At 38.3% G+C, this 20,049-nt stretch carries 16 protein-coding genes and 1 pseudogene; 13 read left to right on the top strand and 4 right to left on the bottom strand.

Annotated features, from left to right (window positions below):
- The first annotated feature begins 2 nt into the window (after positions 1 to 2).
- The 8 genes from AA0X95_RS25685 (at position 3) to AA0X95_RS25650 (ending at position 9,175) form a co-directional block, all read left to right on the top strand.
- Positions 3 to 413 carry a VOC family protein gene (locus AA0X95_RS25685; protein ID WP_413310266.1) on the top strand — a complete coding sequence of 137 codons (411 nt, stop codon included), beginning with the start codon at positions 3 to 5 and terminating at the stop codon, positions 411 to 413.
- 91 nt (positions 414 to 504) lie between these two features.
- Positions 505 to 909 carry a globin gene (locus AA0X95_RS25680; protein ID WP_413303207.1) on the top strand — a complete coding sequence of 135 codons (405 nt, stop codon included), beginning with the start codon at positions 505 to 507 and terminating at the stop codon, positions 907 to 909.
- A gap of 127 nt (positions 910 to 1,036) precedes the next feature.
- Positions 1,037 to 2,707, top strand: a complete 1,671-nt coding sequence (locus AA0X95_RS25675) for a glycoside hydrolase family 13 protein (protein WP_413303205.1) — start codon at positions 1,037 to 1,039, stop codon at positions 2,705 to 2,707.
- Between the two features lie 490 nt (positions 2,708 to 3,197).
- Positions 3,198 to 4,508: an ABC transporter substrate-binding protein gene (locus AA0X95_RS25670; RefSeq protein WP_413303202.1), complete on the top strand. Its 1,311-nt coding sequence runs from the start codon at positions 3,198 to 3,200 to the stop codon at positions 4,506 to 4,508.
- 189 nt (positions 4,509 to 4,697) lie between these two features.
- Positions 4,698 to 5,558 (top strand): carbohydrate ABC transporter permease, encoded by an 861-nt coding sequence (locus AA0X95_RS25665; protein ID WP_413310263.1) that lies wholly within the window; start codon positions 4,698 to 4,700, stop codon positions 5,556 to 5,558.
- On the top strand, positions 5,558 to 6,373 hold the full coding sequence (locus tag AA0X95_RS25660) for a carbohydrate ABC transporter permease (protein ID WP_413303200.1): 816 nt from the start codon (positions 5,558 to 5,560) through the stop codon (positions 6,371 to 6,373). Before AA0X95_RS25665 ends, AA0X95_RS25660 begins: the two co-directional genes overlap by 1 nt.
- Before the next feature lie 57 nt (positions 6,374 to 6,430).
- A complete protein-coding gene (locus tag AA0X95_RS25655; RefSeq protein WP_413303197.1) occupies positions 6,431 to 7,453 on the top strand; it encodes a LacI family DNA-binding transcriptional regulator in 1,023 nt (340 codons plus the stop codon).
- Between the two features lie 54 nt (positions 7,454 to 7,507).
- Positions 7,508 to 9,175 carry a glycoside hydrolase family 13 protein gene (locus AA0X95_RS25650; protein ID WP_413303195.1) on the top strand — a complete coding sequence of 556 codons (1,668 nt, stop codon included), beginning with the start codon at positions 7,508 to 7,510 and terminating at the stop codon, positions 9,173 to 9,175.
- Between the two features lie 48 nt (positions 9,176 to 9,223).
- On the opposite strand, the gene AA0X95_RS25645 is transcribed toward AA0X95_RS25650, so the two are convergent.
- Entirely contained in the window at positions 9,224 to 9,739 is a 516-nt protein-coding gene (locus AA0X95_RS25645; protein WP_413303193.1) for a DoxX family protein, read from the bottom strand.
- A gap of 319 nt (positions 9,740 to 10,058) precedes the next feature.
- On the opposite strand from AA0X95_RS25645, the gene AA0X95_RS25640 reads away from it, so the two are divergent.
- Positions 10,059 to 12,293, top strand: a complete 2,235-nt coding sequence (locus AA0X95_RS25640; RefSeq protein WP_413303191.1) for an EAL domain-containing protein — start codon at positions 10,059 to 10,061, stop codon at positions 12,291 to 12,293.
- Between the two features lie 18 nt (positions 12,294 to 12,311).
- On the opposite strand, the gene AA0X95_RS25635 is transcribed toward AA0X95_RS25640, so the two are convergent.
- Positions 12,312 to 13,673, bottom strand: a complete 1,362-nt coding sequence (locus AA0X95_RS25635) for an MATE family efflux transporter (protein ID WP_413303188.1) — start codon at positions 13,671 to 13,673, stop codon at positions 12,312 to 12,314.
- A 673-nt stretch (positions 13,674 to 14,346) separates the two neighbouring features.
- Here AA0X95_RS25635 and AA0X95_RS25630 point away from each other — a divergent pair.
- Positions 14,347 to 15,552, top strand: coding sequence for an IS256 family transposase (locus tag AA0X95_RS25630; RefSeq protein ID WP_413299614.1), 1,206 nt, complete (start codon positions 14,347 to 14,349; stop codon positions 15,550 to 15,552).
- A 566-nt stretch (positions 15,553 to 16,118) separates the two neighbouring features.
- On the opposite strand, the gene AA0X95_RS25625 is transcribed toward AA0X95_RS25630, so the two are convergent.
- Complete coding sequence (locus tag AA0X95_RS25625; RefSeq protein WP_413303185.1) at positions 16,119 to 16,508, bottom strand: hypothetical protein; 390 nt, start codon at positions 16,506 to 16,508, stop codon at positions 16,119 to 16,121.
- A gap of 174 nt (positions 16,509 to 16,682) precedes the next feature.
- On the opposite strand from AA0X95_RS25625, the pseudogene AA0X95_RS25620 reads away from it, so the two are divergent.
- A pseudogene (locus AA0X95_RS25620) lies at positions 16,683 to 17,452 on the top strand (COX15/CtaA family protein).
- Positions 17,453 to 17,661: 209 nt separating this feature from the next.
- Here the strand turns inward: AA0X95_RS25620 and AA0X95_RS25615 are convergent.
- Positions 17,662 to 18,528, bottom strand: a complete 867-nt coding sequence (locus AA0X95_RS25615; RefSeq protein ID WP_413303182.1) for a DUF4097 family beta strand repeat-containing protein — start codon at positions 18,526 to 18,528, stop codon at positions 17,662 to 17,664.
- A 186-nt stretch (positions 18,529 to 18,714) separates the two neighbouring features.
- On the opposite strand from AA0X95_RS25615, the gene AA0X95_RS25610 reads away from it, so the two are divergent.
- Positions 18,715 to 19,053: a rhodanese-like domain-containing protein gene (locus AA0X95_RS25610; RefSeq protein ID WP_413303180.1), complete on the top strand. Its 339-nt coding sequence runs from the start codon at positions 18,715 to 18,717 to the stop codon at positions 19,051 to 19,053.
- A gap of 9 nt (positions 19,054 to 19,062) precedes the next feature.
- On the top strand, positions 19,063 to 20,031 hold the full coding sequence (locus AA0X95_RS25605; protein ID WP_413303178.1) for a bile acid:sodium symporter family protein: 969 nt from the start codon (positions 19,063 to 19,065) through the stop codon (positions 20,029 to 20,031).
- Positions 20,032 to 20,049 lie beyond the last annotated feature (18 nt).

Genomic DNA, 20,049 nt, shown 5'->3' with positions numbered 1-20,049 from the left:
TTATCCTACACCATCTAGAAATCTATGTTTCAAATTTAGCAAAAACCAAAGAGTTTTGGGGATGGTTTTTAAAAGAATTAGGATATGAACCATATCAAAAGTGGGATTTAGGGATTAGTTGGAAGTACCGGGACACATATCTCGTATTTGTCCAAGTAGAAGAGCGATTTATGGATATTCCTTACCACCGTTCAAGGGTAGGTTTAAATCATCTTGCATTTCATGCAGAATCGCAAGAGCAGGTTGATCAAATCACAGAACAGTTAATAGGAAGAGGGATATTTATTCTTTATCAGGATCGACATCCGTTTGCAGGGGGAAATTCACATTATGCTGTATTTTTTGAAGATCCTGATCGAATAAAAGTGGAATTAGTTGCGCCTAAAGTGGACAAAGACTCTTCTGGGAATTGATGTAATTTTATCTCTTCTGTGATTTAAATCACAAAACACCATTCAAGGAAGCTTTATAATTATCTGAAACAAGGGGGAAAATAAAGGATGGATGGTGAAGGAATTGGATTATAATTTTAAATCTTTATATAGTGAAATTGGTGGACAAGAGACCATTGACAAGCTAGTTAATGCCTTTTATCCACGAGTATATGCAGACCCGGAATTAAGACCTTTATTTGAAGGGGACATGGAAGAAATCAAGCGGAAGCAGAGAATGTTTCTTCCGCAATTTTTAGGAGGTCCGGCTTTATACAGCCAAGAATTTGGACCACCTGCCATGAGAGAGCGGCATTTACCATTTGAAGTAACCCGAAGAAGAGCGGCCTGCTGGCTCCGCTGTATGAGGGAAGCATTTCAGGAAATTGGACTCGACCAAAACCCAGCAGGACTAGCCTTCTATGATCGTTTAACGCAGGTTGCTGGAATAATGGTAAACAGTCCTGATCGCGATTAATTAATTTGCGAATTAGCAAAAATCCTTACCTGTACTTAACCAAGGTGAGGATTTTTTATTTCCAATAAATTAACCCCTTTCATTTTTTATGGTATAGTGTGGTTGTTTATAGTGAGGAGGATTCCAATTGAAAACAAATGACCAATGGTGGAAGAAAAGTGTTGTTTATCAAATATATCCAAGAAGCTTTATGGATTCGAATGGCGATGGAATTGGCGACATCCAAGGGATCATTCAAAAGCTCGATTACTTAAAATTACTAGGCGTCGATGTGATCTGGTTAAGCCCTGTGTATGATTCCCCAAATGATGATAATGGCTATGATATTCGTGATTATCAAAAAATCATGGAAGAGTTTGGCACCATGGCTGATTTTGACCTAATGCTTGTAGAGATACATAGGCGAAACATGAAATTAGTCATGGACCTTGTTGTGAACCATACATCTGACGAACATGAGTGGTTTGTTCAGTCCAAAAAATCCAAAGACAATCCTTACCGTGACTATTATATTTGGCGGGAAGGGAAAGACGGAAAAGAGCCGAACAATTGGGGGTCTTTTTTCAGCGGTCCAGCTTGGGATTACGATGAAGCCACCAAGGAATATTACTTACATTTATTTGCCAGAAAACAACCGGATCTTAACTGGGAACATCCTGCTTTACGTGAAGAAGTTTACCGCATGATGAGATTTTGGCTTGATAAAGGAATCGATGGTTTCCGAATGGATGTAATTAATATGATTTCAAAACAGCCAGGGTTACCTGACGGTGTGCAAGGAGAAGGTCAATTGTATGGTGATGGCAGTCCATTTTACATGAATGGTCCTAGAATTCATGAATTTTTGAAGGAAATGAATCAGGAAGTATTAGCCCATTATCCGATTATGACGGTGGGGGAAATGCCTGGTACCACACCAGAAGATGCCATTCTTTATACCAATCCTGAACGAAATGAAGTAAACATGATTTTCACCTTCGAACATATGGACCTGGATAGTGCGACAGGTGGCAAGTGGAATTTAAAACCGCTAAATCTTGTGGACTTAAAAGAAAACTTAGCCAAGTGGCAAGTGGGACTTCATAACAAAGGTTGGAACAGTTTATATTGGAATAATCATGATCAGCCAAGAATTGTTTCGCGTTTTGGTAATGACCAGGAATACCGCGTGGAATCAGCCAAGATGTTAGCAGCATGTCTTCATTTCATGCAAGGTACCCCATATATTTACCAGGGAGAAGAAATCGGTATGACGAATGTGAAGTTTGACTCCCTAGAGGACTATCGTGATATTGAGACCCTTAATATGTACAAGGAACGCTCGGCCCTAGGATACACGCATGAAGAAATTATGACTTCCATCTACGCAAAAGGAAGAGACAATGCAAGAACACCTGTACAGTGGGATGCAACAGAGCACGGAGGGTTTACAACGGGAACTCCGTGGATTATGGCTAACCCAAGATACAAAGAAATTAATGTGAAAAGTACTCTAGAAGATCCAGAGTCAATCTTCTACTTTTATCAAAAGCTTATTTCCCTTCGTAAAGAAATGGATATTATCGTAGAAGGCGATTTTCAACTGTTACTCAAAGATCACCCGTCAATCTTTGCTTATGAAAGAAACTGGAAGGATGAACGCCTCTTAGTTTTATGTAATTTTGGCGGTGAAGAGGTAGAGATTAACGAGAAAGAGCTAGTTACAAGCATAACAAATTCCAAAATGCTTCTCTCCAACTATGAAGCGGAAACTTCAGCTACACTTCTTCCATATGAGGTAAAAGTTTTAACAAAATAAAGGGACAGTCCCCTGATGCTTTAAAGCATCGGGGGACTGTCCCTATAAAAAAATATAAAAAATGATTGCGCATACATTTTAAAAGTGCTACTATGAATCTATCGATTAGTGCAAACGTTTTCGCTAACGATATACAAAAAGTATAGGGGGTATTAGTAGATATTAACTGTAAAGTAAGTAGATTTTTTATTGAAGAATAACGATTTTTTACAGTTTTTCTGCTATTATGTGCAAACGTTTTCTCGGGAAACAGGATTTTACTTCATTTCGAATGCTATTCTAGACACACAAATCAACATACTAAAATAGTTTTTTATTTAAAAGAAAGTGCAAACGATTGCACTCGTGGATTATTACTAGTATGATATCTAATATATTTAAGTCGTCTAGAATAATACATTCGAAATAGAACAAAATACATTCATCTATGTTTCCTTACTTTGCACAGAAACAACAAGCTTTACAAAATTTTTCAGTATGGGGGTAAATCATGAATAAGAAAAAATTATTTTCTGGAATTGGTGCCGGACTTCTTTCATTAAGTCTCCTTTTAACAGGCTGTGGTAACGCTGACAAAGGTGGCGGAGCTAAAGAAGAGTCAAAAGGCGGAAATGTAACACTTGATGTATTCCAATTCAAAGTAGAATTCAAAAAGCAATTTGAAGATGCTGCAAAGAAATATGAAGCAGCGCACAAAGGCGTAAATATCAACATCACAACTGTTGGTGGCGGTGAAGATTACGGTGCAGCTTTAAAATCTAAGTTTGCTTCAGGTAAAGAGCCGGCAATCTACAACATCGGTGGACCACAAGACGTGGAAGACTGGCAAAAGAAATTAGCTGACCTTTCTGATACAGAAGCTTCTAAAAAGGCTTTAAAAGGAACACTTGATGGTGTTTCTAAAGATGGTAAAGTTTTAGGTTTACCATACAACCAAGAAGGTTACGGCTTCATCTATAACAAGGCTGTATTCGAAAAAGCTGGAATCGATCCAAAATCAATCAAGAGCTATGCAGACCTTGAAAAGGCTGTGAAAACTTTAGATTCTAAGAAGGGTGACCTTGGTCTAAAAGCAGTATTTGCCCTTCCTGGTAAAGAAACTTGGGTAACTGGCTTACATTTATCCAATGCATTCTTAGCTCCAGAATTTGATAACAACGTTCTAAATGCATTCAGTGCAAAGAAAGTTGATTTCAAATATGGTGATGCGTTCAAGAAGGTCCTTGATCTTCAAAACAACTATTCTGTTCAACCAACTGTAAGCCTTGACTATGCTCAACAAGTTGAAGAATTATTCTCTCTTCAAAAAGTAGCCATGATTCAACAAGGTAACTGGGCATATGGTTCAATCGCTGGTATCGACAAAGATTTCGCTGATAAGAACATTGGTTTATTACCAATCCCTGTTGAAGGCTATAAAGAAGATGCAATTCCTGTTGGTATCCCAATGTACTGGGGCGTAAACAGCAACAAAGACAAAGCTACACAAGCTGAAGCTAAGAAATTCTTAGACTGGTTATATACATCTGACGAAGGTAAAGAAATCGTTATCAACGACTTTAAATTTATCCCTGCTTATGATGGCTTTGATGCATCAAAAATCAGTGATCCACTTTCAAAAGAGATTTATCAATATGCTCAAGATGGCAAGACAATCGGCTGGACATTCATGGGCTACCCAACTGGCTGGGGACAAGATCAACTTGGTGTTCAAATCCAAAAGTATTTGAGCAAAGAAGCTAAGTGGGAAGATGTAGTAAAAACTACAAAAGAAGCTTGGGAAAAAGCAAGAAATAAATAATCCCTTATGAACATAGATAATGGGTCCTACTTGATAAAAGCAGGACCCATTATAAATTAGCAGAGAGACAAGCGGCTGGTTCATAAGGGGTAACTTTAGTAGTTAGGCTTTACTTATCGATCAGCCCCTTTTCTTTCAATATTACTAACTTAGAAAAAAACAAAAACACATTGGAGGTTTTTTACCATGATGCGTACGCGGGAATTATCATATTGGTTATTTTTAGCCCCGGTTTTATTAGCATTATCGATGGTTGTTATCATTCCATTGCTCTTTGGAGTCTACTATTCATTTACAAACTGGAATGGTATTGAAGTGGGCGGTTTTATTGGCTTCGAGAACTATATTAATGTATTTAAGGATAAAGAATTCTTAGATTCGTTATGGTTTACAGTAAAGTTTACAGTCGTTTCAATTATTCTTATTAACTTCTTTGGGCTTGCTTTAGCACTTATCGTTACATCAAAAATTAAAACAAGTAAGTTCCTACGTACAATCTTCTTCATGCCAAACCTAATTGGTGGTTTGATTCTAGGCTTTATCTGGCAGTTTATTTTTATTAAGGTATTTGCCGGTGTGGGAGAATTGTTTGGAATTGAAAACTTACAAGGATGGCTTTCTACTACTAATACTGGTTTTTGGGGCTTAGTGATCCTAATGAGCTGGCAAATGGCTGGATACATCATGGTAATTTATATTTCTTACTTAGAAGGTGTACCAACAGAGCTGATTGAAGCTGCTGAAATTGACGGCGCTAGTTCATTACAGCGTCTACGCTTTATCGTATTCCCATTAGTTGCTCCTGCATTTACAGTTAGTTTGTTCTTAACATTATCGAATACTTTCAAGCTTTACGACCAAAACTTATCATTAACTGGCGGTGGGCCGTATAATTCCACGCAAATGGTGGCAATGGAGATTTTTAAAACGGCATTTGGTGAAAGTGAAATGGCTTATGCTCAGGCAAAAGCAGTTATCTTCTTTATCATCGTTGCTGCTATTTCCTTAACACAAGTGTACATCAACAAGAAAAGGGAGGTAGAAATGTAATGGGAAGAAAATATAAATGGCCGCTCGAAATCCTTGGTTTGTTATTAGGTCTGTTATGGCTTTCTCCTTTTTACTTAATGATTGTCAACTCCTTTAAAACAAAGAGGGAGATCTTCTCAGACACATTAAAATTACCAGAAGTATTTACTTTTGATAACTATGTTGAAGCATTTAATGAACTGACCTTCTTAAAAACATTTATGAATTCTCTGCTTATTACGGTAGTTAGTGTAGGCATCATCATTATTTTCTCGTCTATGGCTGCCTACGCTCTTTCAAGAAATAAAAGTAAAATAAGTACTATTATATTCTTCTTGTTTGTTGCAGCAATGTTAATTCCGTTCCAATCCGTCATGATTCCATTAGTGACGATCTTCGGAAAAATAGAACTGCTAAATCGAGCTGGAATTATCTTTATGTATTTAGGCTTTGGTGCGAGTCTTTCCATCTTCCTGTACCATGGTACATTGAGCGGGATCCCAAAATCCTTGGATGAAGCTGCAACCATTGATGGGGCTAATCGTTTCCAAATTTTTTGGCACATTATTTTCCCTATGTTAAAACCAATTACAGTAACAGTTGCAATTTTGAATACCATTTGGATTTGGAATGACTACTTACTTCCATCACTAGTAATTAATCAAGAAGGAATGGAAACTATTCCATTGAAAATGTTCTTCTTCTTCGGTGAGTATACAAAGCAATGGCACTTAGCACTTGCTGGATTAACGATTGCCATTATTCCAGTAATCATTGCGTACTTCTTTGCACAAAGGGAAATTATCAAAGGTATTTCTGAGGGTGCCGTTAAATAATTTCTACCTTATTATATAGTAGAAAAACGAGCAATTTATTGGTATTAGGGGGAAGTAATGGTGGTTACTATTAAGGATGTGGCAAGGGAAGCAAATGTGGCACCTTCGACGGTTTCAAGGGTAATTGCTAATAACCCGCGAATCAGCGAACAAACAAAGAGACGTGTCAAAGAAGTAATGGAACAATTAGGGTACTATCCTAATTTGCAAGCACGTAGCTTGGTTGCTAAAAGCACTCAAACCATTGGAGTGATCATGCCGAATTCGGCCTACCATGCCTTTCGAAACCCATTCTTCCCTGAAGTATTAAGAGGAATCAGTATGCATGCCCATGAAAGTAAATACGGTATTTATCTTTCAACTGGCTCAACTGAGGAAGAAATTCACGAGGAAGTCTTGTCCATGGTCAATGGCAGACGTGTCGATGGAATCCTTATGTTATACTCTCGTGTTAATGACCGGACCATGAACTACCTGGAGGAAATCAACTTTCCTTTTGCGGTCGTTGGTCGGCCAAGTGTGAATGAAGAGAGAATTACCTATGTTGATAATGACAATATTTTTATAAGCAAACAGGTAACCAACTACTTAATTGAACACGGTCATACGAATATTTCTTACGTTGGAATAAATCCGGATTTTGTGGTTACCATTGATCGGATTAATGGATATAAGTTGGCTCTTAAGGAAGCTGGACTTACAGTAAATGAGGCTTATCTCGTTAACGAAGAGTTAGTCAATGAACAAGGAATTGATGCGATTTGTTCATTGATGAAGCTTGATGCCCCTCCTACAGCATTGGTAACACAGGATGATTTAATGGCATATGAAATTATCAGTCATTTGGGAAAATTAAACATCAGAGTGCCTGAAGATATTTCAATCGTTGGCTTTAATAATCTCTCGCTTTCTGAACATTCAAAGCCTCCACTAACTTCAGTGGATATTGGCACATTTCAATTAGGTCATCTGGCTACAGAATGTTTAATAGAAAAAATCGAGAATCCTGAAACGTTGCCAAAGAGAATCACGATTCCAACAAAGCTAATTGAACGTAAGTCGTGTGCGGTGAAAAAATAAGCTTTGTACTGAATGTGAAATGACAAACATAAAAAGAGTCAGTGAGGATTTGACATGAATAAATTATGGTGGAAAGAAGCTGTGGCCTATCAGATTTATCCCCGAAGCTTCATGGATTCCAATGGAGACGGGATTGGGGATATCAAGGGCATTATTTCTAAATTAGATTATTTAAAAGAACTAGGGATTGATGTGATCTGGGTTAGTCCAATGTATCAATCACCTAATGACGATAATGGGTATGATATCAGTGATTACCAGGAGATAATGGAAGAGTTCGGAACAATGGCTGATTTTAATCTTCTTTTAGAGGAGACACATCGCCGTGGGATGAAACTTATTCTTGACTTAGTCATAAATCATACGAGTGATGAACATCCTTGGTTTATCGAATCCCGTTCCTCCAAAGACAATCCAAAGCGCGATTGGTACATTTGGCGTGATGGAAAAGGCGGGGAAGAACCGAATAACTGGGAAAGCATTTTTGGCGGTTCAGCCTGGAAATATGATGAAGAAACCGATCAATATTTCATGCATATTTTTTCTAAAAAGCAGCCAGACCTTAACTGGGAAAATGAAGAGGTACGGAAGGCGCTTTATGAAATGGTGAACTGGTGGCTCGATAAAGGAATCGATGGTTTCCGTGTCGATGCGATCAGCCACATTAAAAAGGAAGAGGGCCTAGAGGATATGCCAAATCCTGAAGGGCTCCAATATGTCTCCTGCTTCGATAAAATGATGAATGTGGATGGAATTCATACGTTTTTGCATGAGTTAAAGGAAGAGACGTTTGCTAAATATGACATTATGACTGTTGGTGAGGCGAACGGAGTAACGGTTGATAACGTGGAAGATGTGGAAAGTTGGGTCGGTGAAAAGTCAGGTAAGTTCAATATGGTCTTTCAATTTGAGCATCTAGCACTATGGGATGCCGAAGCGAAAAAAGAGCTGGATATTGTGGAACTTAAGGATGTATTGTCCCGATGGCAAAAAGGCTTGGAAAACAAGGGCTGGAACGCTTTGTTTATCGAGAACCACGACAAGCCACGTGTAGTATCTACTTGGGGAAATGATAAGGAATATTGGCGTGAGAGTGCAACCGCGTTCGGAGCGATGTATTTTCTAATGCAAGGTACACCTTTTATCTATCAGGGGCAAGAAATCGGCATGACGAATGTCCAATTTGATTCCATTGAGGATTATGATGATGTATCGGCAAAGAATATGTACCGTATCAAGCGGGCAGAAGGTGTTCCACATGAAGAAATCATGGAGATTATTTGGGCTTCAGGCCGTGATAATTCGCGAACTCCAATGCAATGGTCAACGGAGGAGAATGCTGGTTTCAGCACAGGGAATCCATGGTTGAAGGTTAATCCGAATTTTAAAGAGATCAATGTGGCGTCGCAACAAAACGACGAACATTCTGTTTTAAACTTCTATAAGAAAATGATTGAACTAAAGAAGGCAAACGATGTATTTACTTATGGTACGTATGAATTGCTTTTGAAGGATGATCCTCAAATTTTTGCTTATACAAGGACGTTAAATGAGGAAAAGATGATTGTCATTACGAATCTTTCCACTCAGCCTGTAGAGATGGAAGGGGTTTCCCTTGACTATCAAAACTTGCTGCTAAACAATTATGAAGTATCATCCCATGAACCACTTCAAAAAATAACATTAAAGCCATATGAGGCAAGAGTGTATCGAATGAAATAAAACGACATAAAAAAGACGATTCGATTAATGAATCGTCTTTTTTATGTGTTAAACTGTAGCTTTTGATTTTTTAGTATCGGCTGCTTTATTACTCATTTTTCTGAAGAAAGGTACCACCCAACGATCTAAACCGATTTTACCAGCGTTGTAGCCAGCAGTTAAGATGATGAAGCCAAGGAAGATGTCTCTAGGGTTGTGAGATACAGTACCAGCTAAGAAGAAGCTGAAGTTCATGACTAGACCAAAGAACATGGCGGCAGTTGTTAAGCAGCCAAGGATTAAGCCTAAACCGATTAACGTTTCGCCCCAAGGAACAAGAACGTTAAAGACATCGACGTTTGGAAGAGCAATGTGTTTTAAGAAATCTACATACCAGCCAAAGACAACTGTGCCATCTGGGCCTTTTACTGGGTTGGCGATCGCTCCTTTTAAGAAGCCAGCAGCGTCAAATCCGCCAGTTAATTTATGAAATCCTGCAGTAAACCAAGAGTAACCGAGGTATAAACGTAAGACGGTTAAGATAACAGAGGCAATCTTATTTTCTCTTAAAAATTTGTTAAACATAAATGATTCCTTCTTTCAAAGTTTGTTATGTTCTTTACACTTACAATATATTACTTTTTCACTTTAAAAACATGGTTATATTGATAAGTTCACAGTTTGTTAGAAATGTTATGACAAACTGTTGAACGGCCATAACCAGCAAGTTTTGGAAGGAATAGTTTCCTATAGGACTTTCTTAATATACAAAAAATGTAAACGCTTCCAATTTTATTGGATATTTCATTGTTAAATAAGTCGATTTTTGTTATTTTATAGATAAAGGCTAAATTTATTGTCATGTGACTCCGACCCATCGCATGGTATAAGGGAGAGAACAAACTTGGGGACAAGGAAATTAAATGATCCAACTTATTGGAAACTCATTTTTAGTTTGATCGTCTTTACAGAGTTGCTAGACATTGCAGTCTCTGTTTTCTATCCATCTATTAAATTCTTAAAAATCATTTCTATTATCTTCCTCTTCGCAGCCCTTCCGATTTTTCTCCGCTCATTAAAAGGCATAGAGAAAAAGGACGAAGAGCTTCGACAAAATAAGCTTAAATTAAAGAATATATTTGATACACTTGATGTTGCTATTTGGTCGCATGATTTAAAATCGGACACACTACTAATCACCCCAGGTATTGAAAAGTTGTATGGATATTCCTATATTGATTTTTATAAGGATTTAAATCTGTGGAGAAAGGTCATTTATCCCGAAGATTTAGAGGTAATTGAGGACAGAGGAAAGAAACTGGCCTTAGGAGAAACAGTTACAAGTGTGTATCGGATTATACGCCCAGATGGAGAAGTCCGCTGGATTCAGGACAGAGGGTTTCCGACACTGGATAGCAAAGGGGAATTTGTAGACTTTACAAGTGTTTTATTTGATATAACGGATCGAAAAGAAAGTGAAGACCGGTATCGTAGTTTAGTTGAAATGTCTCCAGATATTATTGCTGTCGTTAACCATGAAAAAATTGAATATATTAATGAAGCAGGATGGAAGTTAGTGGGTGCCCAGCATCCTGAGGATTTAATTGGGCATTCCCCATTAAAGTTTGTCCCTCCACAAATTGTGGAAGCTTTTAAAGTAAGAGGCAATCCACACGAACAGCAAAAGGTCAGACTCGAGTTTAAAGTAAAAAAACTCAATGGAGAGACCATTGATGTAGAAATGGCGTCGACTCCGATTTTCTATGAAGGCAGGTTTGCTGTTCAAGTAGTTGGCAGAGATATTACGGAGCGGAAGAGGGCGGAGAAAACCATTCAAAATATGGCCTTTTATGATACGTTAACAGGGCTGCCAAATCGTAATCGGTTTAGACATCATCTTAACGATGCATTAAACGAGCAGGAAGAAAACAAAATGCTGGCTGTTTTGTTCTTAGATTTAGACCGATTTAAGATCATTAATGATACTAAGGGACATAATACAGGGGATATAGTGCTGCAAAGAGTAGCAGACCGTTTAGCAATGTCAGTTAAGAAAGAAGGAATGGTCTCTAGACAGGGTGGAGATGAATTTATTATCCTTCTTGAAGATACTGATAAGGAGAGTGCTGCCCTAGTAGCCCAACGGATTCTTTATGAATTTTCTAAGCCTATCGAAGTGAATAAACAGGAGTTTTTTGTTACTCCTAGTATCGGAATCAGTCTTTATCCTTCCGATGGTTTAGATGAGGAAACGTTAATAAAAAATGCAGATACCGCTATGTATCAGGCAAAAGAACGCGGGAAAAATAATTTCCGTTTCTATTCCTCCAATTTGAATGGGAATTCTATCCGAAAGATGGAACTGGAAAATGGTTTGCGAAAAGCACTGGAGAAGAACCAATTAACACTTCATTATCAACCGCAAGTTTCTTTAGCAACTGGAGAAATTGTAGGGATTGAAGCATTAGTACGTTGGAATCATCCAGAGCATGGATTTATTGCTCCTTCAGAATTTATTCCATTAGCAGAAGAAACTGGTTTGATTGTTCCAATTGGAAAATGGGTTTTGTGGGAAGCATGCAAACAAAGAAAAGCGTGGGAAACAGCCGGCTTTAAGGATTTCCCTATTGCGGTGAATGTTTCTGTCCGACAGTTTGAGGATGACCATTTTATAGAATACATCTCAACGACCCTAGAGGAAGTGGGACTTCAAGCGAACCATTTGGAATTAGAAATCACCGAAAGTATCATGCAAAATTTAGAGAACTCTACGATTATTTTAAATCAATTAAAAGAGCTAGGGGTTCTTTTATCGATGGATGACTTTGGAACAGGCTATTCGTCACTAAGTTATTTAAAGCATCTTCCAATCGATAAGATTAAAATCGATAAATCGTTTGTTGATGACATTCTATATCATTCCAATCAAGGAATGATGGTAAAAACGATTATTGATATGGGGATGAATTTAAATTTTATTGTCATTGCTGAAGGGATTGAAACAGAAGAACAGCTTTCGTTTTTAAAGAACAATGCATGTGAAATTGGACAAGGATATTTATTCAGCAGGCCTGTACCAGCTGACAATTTGGAGCAGTATTTAATCATAGGAAATAAAAAGAGTGGCATCACGATTTAATAATCGGATGCCACTTTTTTAGCTTTGAACAGGAACTCTACTCTTTAACTTATTCTCCCACGGTTTTATGAGCCATCGTCTTAAAGCAAAACAACCACGCAGCCATTCGTCTGTTCCCTGAGCAAGCCAAATGCCCAACAGGCCTAAACCATAATGAACTCCAAAGAGGTAGCTAAGTGAAACGGCAATTCCCCACATAGAAAGCATTCCGATAATCACAGGAAATCGGACATCACCAGCAGATTTTAATGAACTCATCAAGACAATATTCATCGCTCTTCCTGGTTCAACAAACACAATCGCCCATAAAACAGGTAGACCCACAGCAATGATGCTCGAATCTTTTGTAAAAGTCTCTAATATAGGAGATCCGATTAAGGCGATTACTAATGATGTAACGAGTGAGGCGACCATGGCAATTTTTAATGTCCGGATGCCACGCTGAAGTGCACGGTTAAACTGCCTACCACCAATGTAGCGTGCTACTAGAAGCTGTGTACCTTGAGCGATCGCTAACGTAAATAAAAAACAAACCATATTAATATTTAAAATATATACTCGTGCTGCCAAAGAGGAAGTTCCCATTGAGACCACAAAACTAGTAATTATCAGCTGTGATAATTGATAGGACAAATTTTCACCCGCTGAGGGAATTCCAATAGATAGGAGTCCTTTAATGTCCTCTTTTTTTGCATGAAAAATATCCCTTATTTCTAGCTTTAAAGAAAGTCGGTTATAGACAAGATAAATCAGTGCACAAACAGCATAAAATCTTGCTGCAACGATGGCCCATGATACACCGGTTACGCCAGTGATTGGTAAACCGAAGATCCCTGAAAGGGCCATAATATTCCCGCCGATACTTATCAGATCCATGGCAACAGTGACAAACATGGATTCTTTTGTATAGCCGTGACTACGTAAAACGGCACTTAATGCGAGTGAAATAGATTCAAAAAAGAGGGAGATCCCGCAAATCCGAACAAAAGTAAGCCCATAATCGAAAACTTTCCCATGAATATCGAATAAGAGTAAAAGATGTTCTCCAAAAAGATAGACGATGATGGAAATGGTGATTCCGAACCAAAAATTGAGGCCAAATACAGAACGAGATAATTGCCTTGCATTCTTAAGACGACCTGCGCCAAGGTTCTGACTAATTAAGACGGTAGCTCCAATGGAGGTCACGGTGAAGACTAAGATAAAAATGTTTAATAGCTGGTTCGCTACTCCCACCCCGGCCGCTGCTGTATCCGAATAGTGGCTTAACATAAATGTTGCAATAATTCCCATACCCATATGAAGAGCCAGCTCAATAAATAGTGGCCACGAAATACTAAACAGTGATTGTTCCTGAAACTTATTTGTGTGTTCTTTCAAGGGTGCAATACTCCTTTATCCTATTAACTTAATAAAATATAATCTCCATTTTACACCTATTTGGGATTGAAGCCTAGATAAAATTCCATCATATGTAATTGGTGGTGAAATTAGAATACCCACCGAATATTTAAACGGTTTACTTGAAAGGTGCAAACAAGGAAATCGTGAATATAAACGCATTAACCTAAATAAAAAATGTGTTCATCCGGATTATGAAGGACAAAATCGGTTGAATTATATGAAAAATGTCCTTCATCCCGGGTATGAAGGACAAAATTCGATTGAATTACATGAAAAATGTCCTTCATCCGGGTTATGAAGGACAAAATTCGGTGAAATATATGAAAAATGTCCTTCATCCGGGGTATGAAGGACAAAATTCAGTTGGATAACAAGGAGAATGTCCTTCATCTGTGGTATGAAGGACAAAATTCAGTTGGATAACAAGGAGAATGTCCTTCATCTGTGGTATGAAGGACAAAATTCAGTTGGATAACAAGGAGAATGTCCTTCATCTGTGGTATGAAGGACAAAAATCAATTGAATTACATGAAAAGTGTCCTTCATCCGGGGTATGAAGGACAAAAATCGGTTGAATTACATGAAAAGTGGAGAACGTCTATAGTTTTGTGTAAATGGTTATACTTACCAATTAAGGAGATGATCATTTATGCAAAATTATAGGGATATGACAATTAGAGAATTGGCAGGTCAATGTGAAACAGTGGACGATATTCATGCCATGATTAGGGACCTTTTCAAGGAGACTCTCCAACAGGTTTTCGAGGCTGAGATTGAGGAGCACCTTGGGTACTCCAAACATGATTCTAAAGGTATCAATACGGGAAATAGCCGGAATGGCTATAGTAAAAAGACCATTAAATCTAAGTTAGGTGAAACCAAGTTAAATATCCCTAGAGATCGTAAAGGTGAATATGAACCGCAGATTATAAAGAAATATGAGACCTCTATTAATGGATTAGAGGATCAAATAATTGCCCTTTATTCTAAAGGTATGTCCACACGGGATATTGAGGACCACATGAAGGATATTTATGGTATTAACGTCTCTTCTAGTTTAGTAAGTAAGGTTACAGACAAAGTGTTGCCTCTTGTCTATGAATGGCAGTCCCGTCTACTAGACCCTGTGTATCCTATTGTGTTTTTGGATGCAATACACTTTAAAGTTAAGCATGAAAATAGGATTGTTAGTAAGGCAGCTTATACAGTTTTAGGCGTAAATACAGATGGTATTAAGGACATTCTTGGTATTTGGATCGGCGAAGATGAGAGTGCTAGTTTTTGGTTGAACGTTTGCCAAGATTTGAAGAGTCGTGGTGTACAAGATATCCTAATTGCCTGTAAAGACGGGCTTTCTGGATTTTCAGAGGCAATTAATGCCACGTTTCCGAAAACAGATATTCAGTCTTGTATCATTCATCAATTACGAAATAATGTAAAGTGTGTTCCTCACAAATTCCGTAAGGAACTTATGGACGATTTAAAAAAGGTATATAAAGCATATACAATTGAACAAGCAGAATTGGAATTTGATGAGTTTAAAGAAAAGTGGGGAAAGAAATATCCTTCTGTTATTAAATCATGGGAGACCAACTGGCTAGAACTCACGACTTTCTTTTCTTACCCAGTAGAGATTAGAAAGTTAATTTACACAACCAACACTATTGAAGCATTCCATAGACAACTAAGGAAAGTCACAAAAACAAAAACTGCTTATCCAACGGATAATGCATTAAGGAAAATTGTTTACCTTGCGACTGTTGGAGTTACAGATAAATGGTCTAATCCTATTCCTGGATGGTTAGAATGTAGACAGCAGTTTGATATCATGTTTGAGGGCCGGCTTGGGAAATAATTGACGTAGTTAAGTTAGGGCTCTGCCCTAAGGGTTTATCGCTTTCGTTCTCCCAAAAGGAAAAAGAGAGGAAAAATCCTCTCTCCTTTTGTACAGAACCCTACTAGGTGCTCGGGTTGCTCCCCAGCATTGCCCTATCCCCCTAGTAGGTAAGAACACTTTAGTTTCAATATAGTCAAATCATATAGGATTTAACCATTTACACAAAATAATTTACATTCCCGAAAAGTGTCCTTCATCCGGGGTATGAAGGACAAAATTCGGTTGAGTTACATGAAAAGTGTCCTTCATCCGGGTTATGAAGGACAAAATTCGGTTGAGTTACATGAAAAGTTTCCTTCACCCTGGTTATGAAGCACAAAAGTCAGATGGATAACAAGGAAAATGGTTCTCTCAAGGTTATCTAGGACAAATCCTAATGTGGTTTTTCCTATGACGAGAAAATGTGAGAATGAATCAGAGATTGGACCTACTTTTTACAGTTTGTAGTTTGTAAGTAAAACCATTACGATTATTTGCGGTAGGCATCTTTTATAGTGACTGTTTAATTCAAATGCCTATAGACGCTACATGCCCCATTTCATAGCTACCGATAGTGTACAGCAACTCGTTGGGTGAGCTTGATCAGCATGGGTGGTGAGGATGAAGTTAATTCCTGACGGGGTAAACTGCGTGATGACAGGGACTTTCAAACCGATAGACTTAATCATCGCGTCCACTTCGCTATGTTTCCCCTGCTGGGCGGCACTCATAATTTTATAATCAAAGCCAGGATCGCTCAATCTATCTAGTAAAATACTTCCTTGTTCCATTAGTAAACGGAACGATTTGACGGACTTGACAAATATTTTCGTATCTACCGGTGGATAGCTCCGAGGATATGAAGGGTTCACAGTATATGTGTAATAAGCAGGAAAGGGAGGATAAACAGAATAATGAAAAGGGTTGTAATACATCTTAATTCTCCTTCCATGAGTAAAAAACACAAGGCAATAGTACCCTATGAAAAATTGTTGGATTTGGTTACCGACAATTTTTAAGGCTTCGTGATACAAATCACCGAAAGGCTTGTCTAATTCTGTTAAATTAATAATTGATTCGAAATATTCTTAAAATAATGCGGGGGTTGAATGGTGAGAAAAAAACACTTGGCACTTGTTGGAGTAGTACTGACCTATTTTTTAATTGTTTTTGGGGGATATGTAGCCTCCTCTAATTCTGGCATGGGGTGTGGACCTGAATGGCCAATGTGTAACGGTGAAGTTATTCCAGTGTTAAAGGGGCTACATTAATTGAATATCTGCATCGAGTCATTGGAGCAACCCTTGGTTTACTCTCTATCCTATTATTTTTTTCTCTTATGAGGAAGAAAACTGGGTGGAGAGTACATCAGGTGGCAGTTGCCATGTTAGGGCTCCTGGTGATTCAAGTGCTTCTTGGGGCCGTTGTTGTTGTCCTTGATTTGCCTTCTATTGTGATATCCGTCCATTTAATCATCGCCATGCTCTATCTTTTCTGTCTGATTTGGATTTGGAGACATTTGGAGGTTGAGGATCGAAAGTACAAAGCATATTTAACGGAAGGGAATCAAAGGTCGGTCATTCGCCATCTAAATATGTTACTCATTCTCCTTTTGTGTACAATGGCGTTTGGGGCATATATTAAGCACCAAACCTATGGATTGGCTTGTGGCTGGTTAGGTTGCAGACAAACCTTCTATCCTACGACTATTCCAAACTTCTCCAAACCATTCATCGTGGACTTGCCGTTGTTTCTACTCTGTATATTCTCTTACTTACGTTCTGGTCATTTACAAAAAAATGGGGTAGGCGCATTCAAAAGAGACTTATACTATGTATGTTGTCAGTTGTTTTTCAATTTGGGGCCGTGGTGGTCATGACATTCCTGGATCTTTCATGGGCGGTCTTTCACCTGGCTATTGGAACCGGATTATTCGCTTTGGTAAGCGAGACAAGAGTGTATGCGGGGAATGCCCTGATGAAATCTAGTCAGAGTGTCATTCCAAGCCGAAGCTGGCATAATGGTCGAAGAAGTCTGGAGGAATAAGCAAACAAAAGCGGCTGTCTTGAATGACAACCGCTTCTTGGTTTAATGGATTCTGATATTTCCACTGGAGACATCAAGCTTAATAGGAAATTTTCCTGAACCATGCTTTCCTTCGATACTGTGTTTACTTTGGTCTTTGGAGGTCAATGGGAAGCTACTAGAAATATTACCGCTACTTACATCACCATCAATTGTAAAATCAGCATCATCCGGTAAATCAAGACTGACATCACCAGAACTAACATCGATGGTAATCGCATCTAACAGTTGATCGACTTGAATGCTGAGTCTTCCGGATGATACATCCGCCTCGATTGGTCCTGTATAGTGCTTAATTTCCAGGTTGCCAGAGCTAATATCAAAGGAACCTGTTTCCGTCTTTAGTAAATCGATATTCACGTTCCCTGAAGAAACGTCCTGGACAAAATCTTTTACTACTAGATTAGTAAGGTTCAAGTTGCCAGAGCCAATATCAATGGTTAACTCATTTAATTTCAAAGGCTTATTTTTGGAAGTGCCGGAGAAGTGTAAATTACCTGAGCCTAAATCGATACTCATATTACGGTCATAATTTTCTGGAATATAGATCTTCAGTTCCCTCTTTTTGGAGAAAGGTGACCAGTTAAACCAATCAAACCATTTGTGTTTAATCCAAACTTCAACCGTATCTCCTGAGTCGTTAACTGTTAGTTTTTCTTTTCCATTATAAACGGCTTTTAAGTCGTCCCGGTCTTCCGGAATAATAGTGGTACTTACACTAGATACATTAATTTCTATTAAGTCTGTATCATCTGTTACGGCGACTTGAGTATTCTTGGTTTCTCCCTGAGACCAATCCATTTGGAACCCTTGATTGAAGACAATATATAATCCAGTAATAACTAATAGTAGCAGTATAATTCTTTTCATTTTTTTCCATCCCCTTTTTTACTTTCTTCTATATAAAGCATAAGAAATCCTCTCGTTATCCTCAATGAACCTGAGATTTATTTCTTCCTACGACTTAAGACGTAATTCGTTTTTTTCGATTTCCGAAGGATTTTTTTCTCATGGAAAAGAAAATTTATGGTATTCTTTGTAAAGGAGGTGCACACAATGACAATCAAAAAATTGACACCGAAAGAACTTCATGAAAAGTTGCTTGGAAATGAAAAGGCAGTTGTTCTCGATGTGCGTGCAGAAGAAAAATACAATGAATTTCATATAGAAGAAAGCAAGAATATCCCAAAGACAATTATTTTTGAAATGGAAGAGAAGGAAGGAAATCCGCCATTATCTTTACCACGAGACAGAGAAGTCATCGTAACCTGTACCACAGGGAATTCCGCAGCTAAATGTGCGAAGATTCTCGATGCTCACAATTACAATGTAACTGTTTTAGATGGTGGGCTTGCAGCTTGGAAGGCCTATTTACAATCGTTGGAAGACAAATAGGAGAGCGTTATGCTGCATAAATTAAATAGACAACTAGAAAAAATCATGCCCTTAATTACTCCTGTGGGCGTTGTAACTGGGGTGATTTTTAGTGTCCATCTAATGGACTTTTCCTACCTGATTCCTTGGATCTTTGCTTTTATGACCTTCGCTGGGAGTTTAAGCTCTAATTTCCGTTCATTAAAAGAGGTAATGGCTCATCCATTTCCCATTTTTATGGCGATGTTGATTTTACATGTTCTCATGCCAGCTTGGGCATGGGGGGTAGGTCATGTCGCCTTTTCTGGTGATGTTTATACGATTACTGGTCTTATTTTAGGTATGGTCATCCCAACAGGAGTGACGAGTTTCATTTGGGTTTCTATTTACAAAGGGAACATTCCCTTGGTTTTATCTCTTATTTTAATAGATACCTTGCTTTCTCCTATTATTGTTCCGCTTTCCCTTTCATTATTTATCGGTCAAAAAGTCGAAATGGACTTTGTAAGCATTATGAGAGGACTGCTTGGAATGGTGGTTATTCCTTCCATGGTAGGAATGTTATTAAATCAATTAACAAAGGGGAAAATTAAGGACCAAATAGGTTCCCGTCTAGCTCCTTTTTCAAAAATCAGTATTGGCATTGTTGTGATGTTAAACGGGGCAGTTGTTGCCCCATATTTAAAAAACATTAATCTAAAGCTTGTAGGAATTACGGTAACCGTCTTTTGCATTGCCTTCACGGGGTATTTATTTTCCTTCCTTTTGGGCCGGTTGATGAAGATGGATCGCGATACGGTCGTAACCCTAACGTTTACAGGCGGAATGAGGAATATAAGTGCTGGTGCGGTGTTAGCCGTTTCCTTTTTCCCTGCTGCGGTGGCCGTGCCTGTGGTCGTGGGAATGCTTTTCCAACAAATTTTAGCATCTACAAATGGATATTTTCTCGACCGGCATTATAATAAAAAGGTCGAGAAACAACAGTCTTTAGTTATTTAAATGAGAAGGTGTTTCTAC

This window comes from Neobacillus phoenicis (assembly GCF_047302305.1).
In the GTDB taxonomy this organism is placed as follows: Bacteria; Bacillota; Bacilli; order Bacillales; family Cytobacillaceae; genus Neobacillus.
The sequence above is the reverse complement of the archived record's forward strand: the minus strand, read 5'-3'. Positions and strand labels throughout refer to the sequence as shown.

Coding starts and splice junctions, on each gene's coding strand:
- AA0X95_RS25680 (WP_413303207.1), top strand. CDS start 505: ATGGTGAAGGAATTGGATTATAATTTTAAATCTTTATATAGTGAAATT.
- AA0X95_RS25670 (WP_413303202.1), top strand. CDS start 3,198: ATGAATAAGAAAAAATTATTTTCTGGAATTGGTGCCGGACTTCTTTCA.
- AA0X95_RS25610 (WP_413303180.1), top strand. CDS start 18,715: ATGACAATCAAAAAATTGACACCGAAAGAACTTCATGAAAAGTTGCTT.
- AA0X95_RS25655 (WP_413303197.1), top strand. CDS start 6,431: ATGGTGGTTACTATTAAGGATGTGGCAAGGGAAGCAAATGTGGCACCT.
- AA0X95_RS25665 (WP_413310263.1), top strand. CDS start 4,698: ATGCGTACGCGGGAATTATCATATTGGTTATTTTTAGCCCCGGTTTTA.
- AA0X95_RS25650 (WP_413303195.1), top strand. CDS start 7,508: ATGAATAAATTATGGTGGAAAGAAGCTGTGGCCTATCAGATTTATCCC.
- AA0X95_RS25625 (WP_413303185.1), bottom strand. CDS start 16,508: ATGTATTACAACCCTTTTCATTATTCTGTTTATCCTCCCTTTCCTGCT.
- AA0X95_RS25660 (WP_413303200.1), top strand. CDS start 5,558: ATGGGAAGAAAATATAAATGGCCGCTCGAAATCCTTGGTTTGTTATTA.
- AA0X95_RS25605 (WP_413303178.1), top strand. CDS start 19,063: ATGCTGCATAAATTAAATAGACAACTAGAAAAAATCATGCCCTTAATT.
- AA0X95_RS25630 (WP_413299614.1), top strand. CDS start 14,347: ATGCAAAATTATAGGGATATGACAATTAGAGAATTGGCAGGTCAATGT.
- AA0X95_RS25645 (WP_413303193.1), bottom strand. CDS start 9,739: ATGTTTAACAAATTTTTAAGAGAAAATAAGATTGCCTCTGTTATCTTA.
- AA0X95_RS25615 (WP_413303182.1), bottom strand. CDS start 18,528: ATGAAAAGAATTATACTGCTACTATTAGTTATTACTGGATTATATATT.